The organism is Burkholderia sp. JKS000303, assembly GCF_002563755.1.
GTDB lineage: Bacteria > Pseudomonadota > Gammaproteobacteria > Burkholderiales > Burkholderiaceae > Burkholderia > Burkholderia anthina_B.
The window spans coordinates 1,507,728-1,520,187 of the sequence record NZ_PDBZ01000001.1; the positions used below are offsets into that span (position 1 = coordinate 1,507,728).

At 67.1% G+C, this 12,460-nt stretch carries 13 protein-coding genes; 6 read left to right on the top strand and 7 right to left on the bottom strand.

The window, feature by feature from the left end:
* Positions 1–16: 16 nt before the first annotated feature.
* The 3 genes from BX604_RS07220 to BX604_RS07230 form a co-directional block, all read right to left on the bottom strand.
* The gene (locus tag BX604_RS07220) at positions 17–772 is read right to left on the bottom strand and encodes an ABC transporter ATP-binding protein (protein ID WP_098550163.1); all 756 of its coding nucleotides are present in this window, start codon (positions 770–772) and stop codon (positions 17–19) included.
* A complete protein-coding gene (locus BX604_RS07225; RefSeq protein WP_096506728.1) occupies positions 769–1,548 on the bottom strand; it encodes an ABC transporter ATP-binding protein in 780 nt (259 codons plus the stop codon). The genes BX604_RS07220 and BX604_RS07225 overlap by 4 nt, the downstream gene beginning before the upstream one ends.
* A 465-nt stretch (positions 1,549–2,013) precedes the next feature.
* Positions 2,014–3,702, bottom strand: coding sequence for a GMC family oxidoreductase (locus BX604_RS07230; RefSeq protein ID WP_098550164.1), 1,689 nt, complete (start codon positions 3,700–3,702; stop codon positions 2,014–2,016).
* A gap of 347 nt (positions 3,703–4,049) precedes the next feature.
* Between BX604_RS07230 and BX604_RS07235 the strand changes: the two genes are divergently transcribed.
* Positions 4,050–4,949 (top strand): LysR family transcriptional regulator, encoded by a 900-nt coding sequence (locus BX604_RS07235; protein ID WP_098550165.1) that lies wholly within the window; start codon positions 4,050–4,052, stop codon positions 4,947–4,949.
* 217 nt (positions 4,950–5,166) lie between these two features.
* Positions 5,167–5,700 carry a class IV adenylate cyclase gene (locus tag BX604_RS07240; RefSeq protein ID WP_098550166.1) on the top strand — a complete coding sequence of 178 codons (534 nt, stop codon included), beginning with the start codon at positions 5,167–5,169 and terminating at the stop codon, positions 5,698–5,700.
* Positions 5,701–5,754: 54 nt separating this feature from the next.
* Here BX604_RS07240 and BX604_RS07245 read toward each other — a convergent pair whose 3' ends face one another.
* The gene (locus BX604_RS07245) at positions 5,755–6,240 is read right to left on the bottom strand and encodes an Lrp/AsnC family transcriptional regulator (RefSeq protein ID WP_006408082.1); all 486 of its coding nucleotides are present in this window, start codon (positions 6,238–6,240) and stop codon (positions 5,755–5,757) included.
* Between the two features lie 106 nt (positions 6,241–6,346).
* Here BX604_RS07245 and phhA point away from each other — a divergent pair, with 106 nt between their 5' ends.
* Entirely contained in the window at positions 6,347–7,273 is a 927-nt protein-coding gene (gene phhA, locus BX604_RS07250) for a phenylalanine 4-monooxygenase (protein WP_098550167.1), read from the top strand.
* Positions 7,274–7,323: 50 nt separating this feature from the next.
* Complete coding sequence (locus tag BX604_RS07255) at positions 7,324–7,701, top strand: 4a-hydroxytetrahydrobiopterin dehydratase (protein WP_257146281.1); 378 nt, start codon at positions 7,324–7,326, stop codon at positions 7,699–7,701.
* A gap of 92 nt (positions 7,702–7,793) precedes the next feature.
* On the opposite strand, the gene BX604_RS07260 is transcribed toward BX604_RS07255, so the two are convergent.
* Positions 7,794–8,024 (bottom strand): DUF3717 domain-containing protein, encoded by a 231-nt coding sequence (locus BX604_RS07260; protein WP_006401493.1) that lies wholly within the window; start codon positions 8,022–8,024, stop codon positions 7,794–7,796.
* A 122-nt stretch (positions 8,025–8,146) separates the two neighbouring features.
* On the opposite strand from BX604_RS07260, the gene BX604_RS07265 reads away from it, so the two are divergent.
* Entirely contained in the window at positions 8,147–8,839 is a 693-nt protein-coding gene (locus BX604_RS07265; RefSeq protein WP_006401494.1) for a response regulator, read from the top strand.
* 115 nt (positions 8,840–8,954) lie between these two features.
* Positions 8,955–10,445: a sensor histidine kinase gene (locus tag BX604_RS07270; protein ID WP_098550169.1), complete on the top strand. Its 1,491-nt coding sequence runs from the start codon at positions 8,955–8,957 to the stop codon at positions 10,443–10,445.
* 108 nt (positions 10,446–10,553) lie between these two features.
* Here BX604_RS07270 and BX604_RS07275 read toward each other — a convergent pair whose 3' ends face one another.
* Together BX604_RS07275 and BX604_RS07280 are read right to left on the bottom strand one after the other, a co-directional pair.
* Positions 10,554–11,084, bottom strand: coding sequence for an SET domain-containing protein (locus BX604_RS07275; protein ID WP_098550170.1), 531 nt, complete (start codon positions 11,082–11,084; stop codon positions 10,554–10,556).
* Between the two features lie 179 nt (positions 11,085–11,263).
* The gene (locus tag BX604_RS07280) at positions 11,264–12,376 is read right to left on the bottom strand and encodes an NADH:flavin oxidoreductase/NADH oxidase (protein ID WP_098550171.1); all 1,113 of its coding nucleotides are present in this window, start codon (positions 12,374–12,376) and stop codon (positions 11,264–11,266) included.
* Positions 12,377–12,460: the final 84 nt, after the last annotated feature.

Consider the following 12,460-nt stretch of genomic DNA (forward strand, 5'->3'; position numbering starts at 1 on the left):
GGGAAACGGGGCGGCGTCACACCCCAAGCAGGTCGTGAAGGATCGGCATCTTGCCTTCCAGTTCGGATGCACGGAAATGCTCGACGATGCGGCCATGTTCCATCACGTAGAAGCGATCGGCGAGCGGCGCGGCGAAGCGGAAATTCTGTTCGACCATCACCACGGTGTAGCCGCGCGCCTTCAGCGCGACGATCATCCGCGCGAGCGCCTGCACGATCACCGGTGCCAGTCCTTCGGAAATCTCGTCGAGCAGCAGCAGGTTCGCGCCGGTGCGCAGGATCCGCGCGACCGCCAGCATCTGCTGCTCGCCGCCCGAGAGCCGCGTGCCCTGGCTTTGCCGGCGCGACGCGAGATTCGGGAACATCGCGTAGATCTCGTCGAGCGACATCGCGTGCTCGCTCGGCCCGATCGGCGGCGGCAGCATCAGGTTCTCCTCGCACGACAGGCTCGAGAAGATCCCGCGCTCCTCCGGGCAGTAGCCGACGCCGAAATGCGCGATGCGATGCGTCGCGAGGCCGATCGTCTCGTTGCCCGCGACCTTGATCGAGCCGCTGCGGCGGCCCGTGAGCCCCATGATCGCGCGCAGCGTCGTCGTGCGGCCCGCGCCGTTGCGGCCGAGCAGCGTGACGACCTCGCCGCGCTGAACGCTCAGGTCGACACCGTGCAATATGTGGGATTCCCCGTACCAGGCTTCGAGGCCCGTGATCTCCAGCGCGGGCGTGCCGCTTTCGACACCGCTCAATTCGCGTTCCTCCCGTTCGCTGCGCTTCATGCGTGCGCCCCCGCGAGCGCCGCGTCGGCGCTGCCCATGTATGCCTCGATCACCAGCGGATTCTTCGATACTTCCGCATACGAGCCTTCGGCCAGCACTTCGCCGCGCTGCAGGACGGTGATCGTGTCGGAGATGCCCGCGATCACGTTCATGTTGTGCTCGACCATCAGGATGGTGCGGCCGTTCGCGACTTTCTTGATCAGTGCAGTGACGCGGTCGACATCCTCGTGGCCCATCCCCTGCGTGGGCTCGTCGAGCAGCATCAGCTCGGGTTCCATCGCGAGCGTCGTCGCGATCTCGAGCGCGCGCTTGCGGCCATAGGCGAGCTCGACGGTCGGGACATGCGCGAAATCGGTGAGGCCGACCTGCGTGAGCAGGTCCATCGCGCGATCGTCGAGGCGCCGCAGCGTGCGCTCGCTGCGCCAGAAATGGAATTCGGTGCCGAGTGCGCGCTGCAGGCCGATGCGCACGTTCTGCAACGCGGTCAGGTGCGGAAATACCGCCGAGATCTGGAATGAACGGATGATGCCGCGACGCGCGACCTGCGCGGGCCGCTCGTCGGTAATGTCGATCCCGTTGAAGACGATCTGGCCGGCCGTCGGCGTCAGGAACTTGGTCAGCAGGTTGAAGCAGGTGGTCTTGCCCGCGCCGTTCGGTCCGATCAACGCATGGATCGCACCGCGTCGCACACGCAGGTTGACGCCGTTCACGGCCGTGAAGCCCCTGAATTCCTTCGTCAGTCCGCGTGTTTCCAGAATCGTGTCGCCGAGAATCATGTTCCCTTCCGTACGAAGTCAGGCGAAGCACCGGGGAAGATTCGCGCAAGCGACCGCGAACAGGTCAGCGGATGAGCGGACTGCCCCCGAGCGCCGTGCTACGCGTCGAGGGTGGTCTCCCGCGCCGATGCGTATACATGCTGCGCAACATTGTCGCCCCGTTGGTGCAGTGCAATCATCGGGATTTGCACTTATAGGGCTGGCCGCCATACGGGGCGCCGCTGTGCACGGTTTTTCGGCGCATTTTTCTGGCGTGTGCATCAGCGACGACGGTGCGCGTCACGCTGCACGCGTTCGTCCGCTCGGCATGATAAAAGCCGCGCTCGATGCGCGGCTTGCATGATTCATTCCGTTCGCGCACGGCAACCGGGCGCTACGCGCAAGTTGCTTCGCATAGCGAAGCAGCAGGCGCCGGGACGGCCGCTGTCGTACATGTCAGTGCGTGTCGCGCGTGTCAGCGCGGTGTCACGCCGCCGTCACCACCGCTTCCGTTCGCACCTGCGTCGCTTCTTCACGCGATGCGCGCCGATCGGCGCGGATCATGTCGCTCGCGCGCTCCGCGATCATCAGCGTCGGCGAATTCGTGTTGCCGGACGTAATGAACGGCATCACCGACGCATCGACGATCCGCAGCCCGGCAACGCCGCGCACGCGCAGGCGGCTGTCGACCACCGCATGCTCGTCGTCCGCGCGGCCCATCCGGCAGGTGCCGACCGGATGGAAGATCGTGGTGCCGACGGCGCCCGCTGCTTCGATCAGCTCCGCTTCGGTCTGATACTGCGTGCCCGGCAGGATCTCCTGCGGACGGTAGCGCGCGAGCGCCGGCGCGGCGGCGATCCGGCGCGTGAGTCGCAGCGCGTTCGTGGCGACATGGCGATCGTGCTCGGTCGACAGATAGTTCGGCGCGATCGTGGGCGCCACACCCGAATCGGGGCTGGCGATATGCACGCTGCCGCGCGAGCTTGGCCGCAAATGGCACACGGATGCGGTAAAGGCGTTGAACCGGTGCAGCGGCTCTCCGAAGCGCTCGAGCGACAGCGGCTGCACGTGGTATTCGAGATCGGGACGCGTGAGCGCCGGATCGTCGGGATCGGATTTTGCGAATGCGCCGAGCTGCGACGGCGCCATCGACATCGGCCCGCGTTGCAGCAGCGCATATTCGGCGCCGATCATCAGCTTGCCCCACCAGTGCGCGGACAGCGTGTTGAGCGTGCGCACGCCTTCGACGCGATACGCCATCCGCAGCTGCAGGTGATCCTGCAGGTTTTCGCCGACGCCCGGGAGGTCCTGCACGACGTCGATGCCGAGCGCCTGCAGCCGTTGCCCCGCACCGATGCCCGACAGTTCGAGCAGTTGCGGAGAATTTACCGCGCCGGAGGTCAGCAGCACTTCGGCGCGGGCACGGGCGACGTAATCGGTGCCGCCGCCACGATATTCGACCCCCACCGCGCGCCGCCCGTCGAAGACCACCCGCTGCGCCTGCGCGCCGGTGATCACGGTCAGGTTCGGGCGCGCCATCGCGGGCCGCAGGAACGCCTTCGACGTATTCCAGCGCACGCCGCGTTTCTGGTTCACCTCGAAATAGCCGACCCCGGCGTTGTCGCCGCGGTTGAAATCGTCGGTTGCGGGGATGCCCGTCTCCTGCGCGGCCTGCGCGAACGATTCGAGGATTTCCCAGCGCAGCCGCTGCTTCTCGACGCGCCAGTAGCCGCCCGCGCCGTGTGCGTCGCTCGCGCCCGCATGGTGATCCTCGCTGCGCTTGAAGACCGGCAGCACGCTGTCCCACGACCAGCCGGCGTCGCCGGTTTCCTGCGCCCAGCTGTCGTAATCCTCGCGCTGGCCGCGCATGTAGATCATCCCGTTGATCGACGAGCAGCCGCCGAGCACCCGGCCGCGCGGATACGACAGCGCGCGGCCGTTCAGCGCCGCTTCGGGCTGCGTCTTGTACAGCCAGTCGGTGCGCGGGTTGCCGATGCAGTACAGATAGCCGACCGGGATGTGGATCCAGTGGTAGTCGTCCTTGCCGCCCGCCTCGAGCAGCAGCACGTGGATGTCCGGATCCTCGGTCAGGCGGTTCGCGAGCACGCAGCCTGCGGTGCCTGCGCCGACGATCACGTAATCGAATTCGCCCTCGAGCGTGCGTTGAGTCGTCACTGTATGTCTCCTGTCGACCCGAGTTAGCGCTTCAGCGCTTACTCGGGTCCCATGCCGTGGCTGGATGGAGTTGGCGCTTCAGCGGCTACTCCATCCCCACGGCGGTCGACCCGCGTTGGCGCTTCAGCGCTTACTCGGGTCCCATGCCGTGGCTGGATGGAGTTGGCGCTTCAGCGCTTGCTCGTATCCCACCCGAATCTTCTTGTTGTCCAACGCGCGGCGCGATGCCGCGCTCATTTCCAGCATAGTGCGTCGCCCGCGACGCGACCGATGAAGCGTACTCCCGCAGCCGTCAGCCGATCCAATGAGTTATGCTGAACTGCGTTATAAGCTACGCTCATATCACGATGGATCTCACCCTGCTCCGCGCGTTCGCGACGGTCGCCCGCGAAGGCAACCTGACGCGCGCCGCCGCCCAGCTGCACGTGACGCAGCCGGCCGTGAGCCTGCAGATCAAGCATCTGCAGGAAACGCTCGGCGTCGTGCTGTTCACGCGCACGTCGCGCGGGCTCGCGCTCACGCGCGACGGCCAGACGCTGCTGCCGCACGCGGAGCGCGCGCTGGCTGCGGCCACCGACGTGCAGCGCGCCGCTGCTGCGCTGCGGCACGAGGTGCGCGGCCGGCTGCGGATCGGCACGATTCTGGATCCCGGCTTCCTGCGGCTCGGCGGCTTCCTGCGCGCGCTGGTCGAAACCCACCCGCAGGTCGAAACCGCGCTGCGACACGGGATGTCGGGATGGGTGCTCGAGCAGGTGCGCGCGCGGACACTCGACGTCGGCTACTACATCGGCCGGCCCGGCGAGGACGATCCGCGCGACGAGGCCCTGTTCCACACCGTCACGCTCACGCATTACCAGTACCGTGTGCTCGCTCCGGCCGGCTGGCGGGAGCGCGTGCAGCGCGCACAGGACTGGCGCGCGCTCGCCGCGCTGCCGTGGATCTGGACACCGCCGGCATCCGCGCATCACCGGCTGCTGTCGCGCGTGTTCGCGGCGGCCGGCGCGCAGCCGGTCAAGGTCGCCGAGGTCGACCAGGAGCAATCGATGCTCGATCTCGTCAAATCGGGCATCGGGCTGACGCTCGCGCGCGACTCGACCGCGCTGGCCGAAGCGCACGCGCACGCGCTGACGATCGTCGAACGCGTGACGGTGCCGACCGAGCTGACGTTCGTGACGCTCGCCGAGCGGCGCGACGAGCCGGCGATCACGGCGGCGCTGCGGCTGATCGAGGCCCAGTGGGCAATATGAGTGCGGCTGATGGGCCGCGGGCGGTCGTTCGATGGCCTGCGGCGCCTGACGTGTCGGCCATCGGTCAACCGGAGTCGCGACACCGGCGCCCTCGCGGACGAGCCCGATCGCCCGCCCCGCGTCACCGCGCCGAACCGCGTCGTCACGCCACCATCGCAAGCTTTTTGCTAGATTGTGCGTTCGCACACCGCGAGACCCCTGATTGAAGGAGACCCGCATGGCCCGCAACATCGAGATCAAAGCCCGCGCCCGCGAATTCGACCAGCTGCGCGAACGCGCGGCGGCGCTCGCCACCGAAGCGCCGCTCTTCTACCGCCAGCAGGATTTCTTCTACGACGTGCCGCGCGGCCGGCTGAAGCTGCGCCGCTTCGAGGACGGCACGCCGGCCGAGCTGATCTTCTACCAGCGCGACGACCGCGACGGCCCGAAAGCGTCGTACTACACGCGCAGCCCGGTCACGAACCCGGACGCGATGCACTCGCTGCTTGCGACCGCGCTGACCACGCGCGGAATCGTGACGAAGGAGCGGCATGTGTACCTTGCCGGCCGCACGCGCATCCACCTCGACCGCGTCGACGGCCTCGGCGACTTCATCGAGCTGGAAGTCGTGCTCGGCCCGGACGACGATGAAGCCGGCGGCGAAGCCGAAGCGCACGACGTGTTCACGAAGCTCGGCGTGTCGTCGGACGATCTCGTCGCGGTCGCATACGTCGACCTGCTGAACGCCGGCACGCAGTCCGAAGCGGCCTGATCCGGCCCTACCTGCGGCGAGGCCTCGCGCCCCGCCGCCGGCCCGGCCGCCGCATCACGCCGCGCCGGGCGCCAGATGCGCGAGCGGCAGCGCGCCGTTGCGCTTGAAGGTCGTCAGCACGATGTTCGAGCGCACGCTGTCGACACCCGGCACGCGCATCAGCTTCTTCATCACGAACTGCGACAGCGCGTTCAGGTCCGGCGCGACGATCCGCAGCAGATAGTCGGCATCGCCGACCACCGCATGGCATTCGAGCACTTCGGGCAGCACGTCGATCTGCTGCTGGAACTGCTCGATGATCGAATCGCCGTGGTGCTTGAGCTTCAGGCTCGTGAACGCGGTGACGCCGAGCCCGAGTTTTTCGGGGCGCAGCATCACGCGGTAGCCTTCGATCACGCCAGCCGCTTCCAGCCGCTGCAGCCGCCGGCCGATCTGCGACGGCGACAGCGGCACTTCCTCGCCGAGCTGCTGGTGCGTCGCGCGGCCGAAGCGCTGCAGCACGTCCAGAAGCGCGAGATCGAAGTGATCGAGTTCCAGCATAAGCATTCTCCGCATTGATTCCTGTTTTGATGCGAGATTATCGCATCAACAGGCAAATCAACGCCATCTTTGCGCCCATTCCGCGCGACTGCCGCTCTACACTTGCATGGTTCCCAACCACAGCATGCAGAGCCTGATCATGTCCACCGTCGTCACCGCGAAACTGCAGGAGCAGTTCGACGCGGGCCTCGAAACCCGCGCCGATTTCACCATCGACCAGCCGCTCGAACGCTACGGCCAGGTCGACCACGCGGTGTGGCAGCAGCTCTATGCGCGCCAGTCGGCGCTGCTGCGCGGACGCGCGTGCGACGCGTTCGTCGCCGGACTCGGGAAGATCGACCTGCTGGCCGACCGCGTGCCGTCGTTCGCCGACGTGAACCGCCAGCTGAAGCTGGCCACGGGCTGGGAGATCGTCGCGGTGCCGGGCCTCGTGCCCGATCGCGTGTTCTTCGAACACCTCGCGAACCGGCGTTTTCCGGTCACCTGGTGGATGCGCCGCCCGGACCAGCTCGACTACCTGCAGGAACCCGACTGCTTCCACGACCTGTTCGGCCACGTGCCGCTGCTGATCGACCCGGTATTCGCAGACTACATGCAGGCGTACGGCCGCACCGCGCTGGCGGTCGCGGACGACGAAGCGGCGCTCGCGCGGCTGGCGCGGCTGTACTGGTATACGGTGGAGTTCGGCCTGATCCGCGACCCGAACGGCACGAACGGGCTGTCGATCTACGGCGCGGGGATCGTGTCGAGCAAGGGCGAGAGCCTGTACAGCCTCGAAAGCGCCGCGCCGAACCGGCTCGGCTTCGCGCTGGAGCGCGTGATGCGCACGCAGTACCGGATCGACACGTTCCAGAAGACCTACTTCGTGATCGACGATTTCGCGCAGCTGTTCGCGCTCGCCGACGTCGACGGCCGCGCGCTGGCCAACCGGCTCGCCGAACTGCCGGAATTCCCGGCCGGCGCGGTGATCGACAGCGACCGCGTGCTGCATCGCGGCACGGGCGAAGGCTGGCCGGACGACGCTCACGCGTGACGCAAGCACGGGCGCCCGTGTCCGGATGCCCGTTCGCCAACTATGAAACAATGACCGGTACCGGCTTTGCCGCGCGGCCTCTGCCCGCGCGCGGGCGCCGTTATCGAACGAGGTGCAACATGATCCACAAGCTCACATCCGAAGAACGCAAGACCCGGCTCGAAGGCCTGCCGCACTGGACGGCCGTGCCGGGCCGCGACGCGATCCAGCGCAGCCTGCGCTTCGCCGATTTCAACGAGGCCTTCGGCTTCATGACGCGCGTCGCGATCAAGGCGCAGGAAATGAATCACCATCCGGAATGGTTCAACGTGTACAACCGCGTCGACGTGACGCTGTCGACCCACGACGCGGACGGCCTGACCGAACGCGATATCCAGCTCGCGCAATTCATCGATCAGGTCTGCGCACACACCCAGCCCGCCGCCTGAGTGTTTCCTCTACCGCCGCGCATCTTTCGACGCGCGGCGCGTCAACTTTTCATTTCGATGAACGTTTTCTAGGATGTACTTAGCGAAAGCCTTCAGCTTTCCAAGCCATCCTTAAGGCGCACGTAAGTCTCGTACGCTTTCCGTGCCTTGGGGTCCAAACCTTCCAGTTGCAGCGCGCTTTCGCGCTGTACAATCAGCAGCGCATACGGCTTGGAGAGCGCGCTGGCCTCTTCGCAGAGTTTGAGTTCGTCGCCGCTCGACGGCGAGCGGGCGCGCCAGAAATTGATCGCGGCTTCGAGGTCGTGGATCGAAATATCGGACATGATTGGATTTAATCGTTCGCTGGCCGCCATGCTTGATGTCAGGCGATGCGGCGCCCCTGTGGAAACGGCGTCGTGCTGTCCGCGTGCCTGAACCGCCAACCCATTGTACTTGAGCGAACTTCATGCGACTCCTTCTGATCGAAGACGACCGCCCCATCGCACGCGGTATCCAAAGCAGCCTCGAGCAGGCTGGTTTCACCGTCGACATGGTGCATGACGGCATTTTTGCCGAACAGGCACTGGCACAAAACCGCCACGAACTCGTGATCCTCGACCTCGGCCTGCCGGGTATCGACGGGATGACGCTGCTCACGCGTTTCCGCCAGACCAACCGCCACACGCCCGTCATCGTGCTGACCGCACGCGACGAGCTGAACGACCGGATCCAGGGCCTGAATTCCGGCGCCGACGACTACATGCTCAAGCCGTTCGAACCGGCCGAGCTCGAAGCGCGCATCCGCGCGGTGATGCGCCGCAGCGGCCCGCACAGCGACATGCCGCGTCCGGAAGTGTCGCTCGGCGGCGTCCGCCTGTCGGGCGTCGATCGCCGCATCTTCAACGACGACAAGCCGCTCGAACTGTCGCCGCGCGAGTTCGCGGTGCTCGAAATGCTGCTGCTGCGTCATGGCCGCGTCGTCAGCAAGGCCCAGTTGCAGGATCACCTCACGCACTTCGGCGGCGATCTCGGCGACACCGCGATCGAAGTCTACGTGCATCGGGTGCGCAAAAAACTCGAGCAGTGCCGTGTCGAAATCGTCACGGTGCGCGGCTTCGGCTACCTGCTGCAGGAAATCCGCCAGACCGCGAGCGTCTGAGCGGTGCCGCACGCCGGCCGGCCACGTGCCGCCGGCGAGCGCCCTGCCCGCGTCGCCGTCCGACGCACGACCGCGCCGCTCCCCGTGAGCGGCGCTTATCCATTTGCCTGTCGAAATGTCTCCTGATCCGGCTGTGACCACCAGCCTGCGCCGCTCGCTGCTCAGGCGCCTCGCCGCGCCGCTGTCGATGCTCGCGCTGATGAGCGGCCTGATTGCCTACTGGCTCGCGTGGCAATACACGCAACACGTGATCGACCGCTCGCTCGCCGATCTCGCGACCGCCATCTCAAAACAGATCCAGATCGCCGGCCCCGACGCGCCGTTCACCGTGCCGCCGCTCGCCCAGGCGATGTTCTCCGATCCCGCCGAGGCGCTGATCTACCGGATCAGCGACGGCGAACAGGAACTCGCCGGCGACCCGAAGCTGCCGCTGCAGGGCATCAACGTGCGCCGCATGCATCACGCGTACGTGTTCGAAGCCGAGTACGACAACCGCGCGGTGCGGGTCGCGCAGGTGCGCGTCGACGATGTCGAGGGCGGCCGGCCGATGGTGGTCGAAGTCGCGCAGCCGGTGCGGCACCGCTACCGGATCGCCGCCGAATTCCTCGTCGCGATCATGATGCCGCTGCTGCTGTTGCTGCTCGCGGGCTGGGGCATCGTGTGGCGCGTCGTGAACCAGCAGCTCGGCCCGCTCACCCATCTCGCCGATTCGCTGAACCGGCAGACCCACACGTCGCTGGAGCCGGTCGACGAAACCGACGTGCCGCTCGAGATCCGGCCGCTGACGAGCGCGATGAATGCGCTGCTCGGCCGCCTGAAGACGGCGCTCGACGCGCAGCGCAAGTTCATCGCCGATGCCGCGCACCAGTTGCGCACGCCGCTCACGGCCGTGAAGCTGCATGCCGAGCAGGCGGCCACCGCACGCGACCCGCAGCAAACCTATACCGCGGTGCGCGAGCTGCGCGCCGCCGCCGACCGCGCGGTGCGGCTGTCGAACCAGTTGCTGTCGCTCGCGCGCGCGGAGCCGGGCGAACAGGCCGCGCGTTTCGTCGACGTCGACCTTGCCGCGATGGCGTTCGAGACGGGCGCCGAATGGGTGCCGCGCGCGCTCGCGTCGCATGTCGACCTCGGCTTCCAGCGCAGCGACGAACCGGGACTGGGCGACGATGAAAAGCTGAACGTGCGCGGCAACCCGGTGCTGCTGCGCGAGGTGATCGCGAACCTGCTCGACAATGCCTTGAAATACGTGCCGCTCGCGCGGCCGGACGGTGCGCGGATCACGGTGAACGTCGCGCGCGGCGCGCTCGAAGACGGCCAGCCGGCCGCCGAGATCGTCGTCGAGGACAACGGCCCGGGCGTACCCGCCAACCAGCAGGCCGACCTGTTCAAGCGGTTCTTCCGTGGCGATGCGCAAAGCGGCAACGGCGTCGAGACGGGGGCCGGGCTCGGCCTCGCGATCGTGCACGACATCATCGCGATGCACGGCGGCACGGTGTCGTATGAAGATGCATCGGAAGGCGGTTCGCGCTTCGTGGTGCGCGTGCCGCTCGCCGAGCGCACCGAGAAGCCGGAGAACGAAATGCCGGCAGCCACGCCGACGCACTGAGCCGCATCCGGCGCGCCCATCGGGAGAACGGGGGGAACGGCCGCGCCGTGCTTCGGCACGCGGCGGCCATCCGGTGAAGCCGCCGCGCACGATGCGCGGCCCCCGGGCTCACTTCTTCTTTTTCTTGTCCTTCGCGCCGGACTCGGACTTGCCGTCCTTCTTGTCCTTCTTCTTTTTCTTCTTGCCGTCGTCGTCCGGCGTCGCGAGCAGCGTGCCGCGGCACGTCGCCGCGCCGCAATGGCACGCGTATTCGCGCTTGAGCTTCTTCGTCAGCTTCTCGTCGATCACGAGGCCATAGTCGTAGAACAGCTCTTCTTCCGGGCCGATGTCGCGCAGCGCGTGGATGAACACGCGGCCCTTGATCTCCTCGGCCTCGCAGTTCGGCGCACACGAGTGGTTGATCCAGCGCGCGCTGTTGCCGTCGATCTTGCCGTCGATCACGCCGCCCTCTTCCAGTGCGAAGTAGAACGTATGGTTCGGCTCGCTCGGGTCGTGCGGATGGCGACGCAGCGCTTCCTTCCACGAAATCCGCTCGCCCTTGTATTCCACTACGCGCTCGCCGGTCTTGATCGATTCCACCGCGAACACGCCCTTGCCGTGTACTCCCGAGCGGCGCACCGCGATCCTGCGTGAACTCATCGAACGAATCCTTGTGAAGACGACTTGAATGGAAAACGGCCGCGATCGCGGCCTTGCACCGCACAAACGAAAACGCGGCACCGCTCGGTGCCGCGTCCGGGCATGCGGCGAATCACCCGCATCCTACACGTTCAAGATTGCTTCGTTCAACATCGCGCCCAATATTGCGCGCATGACGCTCAGCGTTGACCGAATGCGATGTCGCCGAACAACGCCTTGTGCTCGCGCGGCTGCGAGCGCCAGTATTGCGGCGGCGCCGACACCTGTGCGCCGAGCTCGGCGGCCGCATGCCACGGCCAGCGCGGGTCGTACAGGATCGCACGCGCCATCGCGATGAAATCGGCGTCACCGGCCTCGATCAGGCGGTTCGCATGCGCGGGCTCGTTGATGAGGCCGACCGCGATCGTCGGCATCCCGACCGCACGCTTCACGGCCTGCGCGAACGGCACCTGGTAACCCGGCGACAGCGGAATCTTCTGCAGCGGCGACACGCCGCCGGACGACACGTCGATCCAGTCGCAGCCGCGCTGCTTCAGTGCGTGCGCGAACGCGATCGTGTCGTCGAGCTCCCAGCCGCCCTCGACCCAGTCGGTCGCCGACACGCGCACGCCAACCGGCCGGTCCGCGGGAAACGCCGCGCGCACGATATCGAAGATTTCGAGCGGGAAGCGCATCCGGTTCTCGCGCGAGCCGCCGTATTCGTCGGTGCGCTGGTTCGAGAGCGGCGACAGGAACTGATGCAGCAGATAGCCGTGCGCCGCGTGCACTTCGATTGCGTCGATGCCGAGGCGCGCCGCGCGCTTCGCGGCAGCCGCGAACGCTTCGCGGATCCGGTTCAGGCCGGCCGCGTCGAGCGCGAGCGGCGGCGTCTCGCCATCCTTGTGCGGGACGGCCGACGGTGCATGCGGCAGCCAGCCGCCATCGGCGACCGATACGAGCTGGCCGCCGTTCCACGGCACCTCGCTCGACGCCTTACGCCCGGCATGCGACAACTGCATCGCGATACGGACCGGCGAGTGCTTGCGGATCGACGCCAGCACCGGCTTGAGCGCCGCTTCGGTCACGTCGTCCCACAAACCCAGGTCGCCGGCCGTGATGCGTCCGTCGGGTTCGACGGCGGTCGCTTCGATGCAGAGCAGGCCCGCGCCCGACAGCGCGAGATGGCCGAGGTGGATCATGTGCCAGTCGGTCGCCTCGCCGCGTTCGGCCGAATACTGGCACATCGGGGAGATCACGATCCGGTTCGGAAGGGTCACGCCGCGCAGCGTGAACGGGGAAAACAGCGCAGTCATGGATGCCGCTCGCCAGGAAAGGGAAAGAGCGAACGAGCGTAGCACGCAGCCCGCCAGCGTGCTGGCGGCCGGATCGGCAGTAAG

Excerpts from the sequence above, each read along its gene's own strand:
- BX604_RS07220 (WP_098550163.1), bottom strand. The coding sequence starts at position 772 with ATGAAGCGCAGCGAACGGGAGGAACGCGAATTGAGCGGTGTCGAAAGC.
- BX604_RS07225 (WP_096506728.1), bottom strand. The coding sequence starts at position 1,548 with ATGATTCTCGGCGACACGATTCTGGAAACACGCGGACTGACGAAGGAA.
- BX604_RS07235 (WP_098550165.1), top strand. The coding sequence starts at position 4,050 with ATGGATCTCACCCTGCTCCGCGCGTTCGCGACGGTCGCCCGCGAAGGC.
- BX604_RS07240 (WP_098550166.1), top strand. The coding sequence starts at position 5,167 with ATGGCCCGCAACATCGAGATCAAAGCCCGCGCCCGCGAATTCGACCAG.
- BX604_RS07245 (WP_006408082.1), bottom strand. The coding sequence starts at position 6,240 with ATGCTGGAACTCGATCACTTCGATCTCGCGCTTCTGGACGTGCTGCAG.
- phhA (WP_098550167.1), top strand. The coding sequence starts at position 6,347 with ATGGTTCCCAACCACAGCATGCAGAGCCTGATCATGTCCACCGTCGTC.
- BX604_RS07255 (WP_257146281.1), top strand. The coding sequence starts at position 7,324 with ATGACCGGTACCGGCTTTGCCGCGCGGCCTCTGCCCGCGCGCGGGCGC.
- BX604_RS07260 (WP_006401493.1), bottom strand. The coding sequence starts at position 8,024 with ATGTCCGATATTTCGATCCACGACCTCGAAGCCGCGATCAATTTCTGG.
- BX604_RS07265 (WP_006401494.1), top strand. The coding sequence starts at position 8,147 with ATGCGACTCCTTCTGATCGAAGACGACCGCCCCATCGCACGCGGTATC.
- BX604_RS07270 (WP_098550169.1), top strand. The coding sequence starts at position 8,955 with ATGTCTCCTGATCCGGCTGTGACCACCAGCCTGCGCCGCTCGCTGCTC.
- BX604_RS07275 (WP_098550170.1), bottom strand. The coding sequence starts at position 11,084 with ATGAGTTCACGCAGGATCGCGGTGCGCCGCTCGGGAGTACACGGCAAG.
- BX604_RS07280 (WP_098550171.1), bottom strand. The coding sequence starts at position 12,376 with ATGACTGCGCTGTTTTCCCCGTTCACGCTGCGCGGCGTGACCCTTCCG.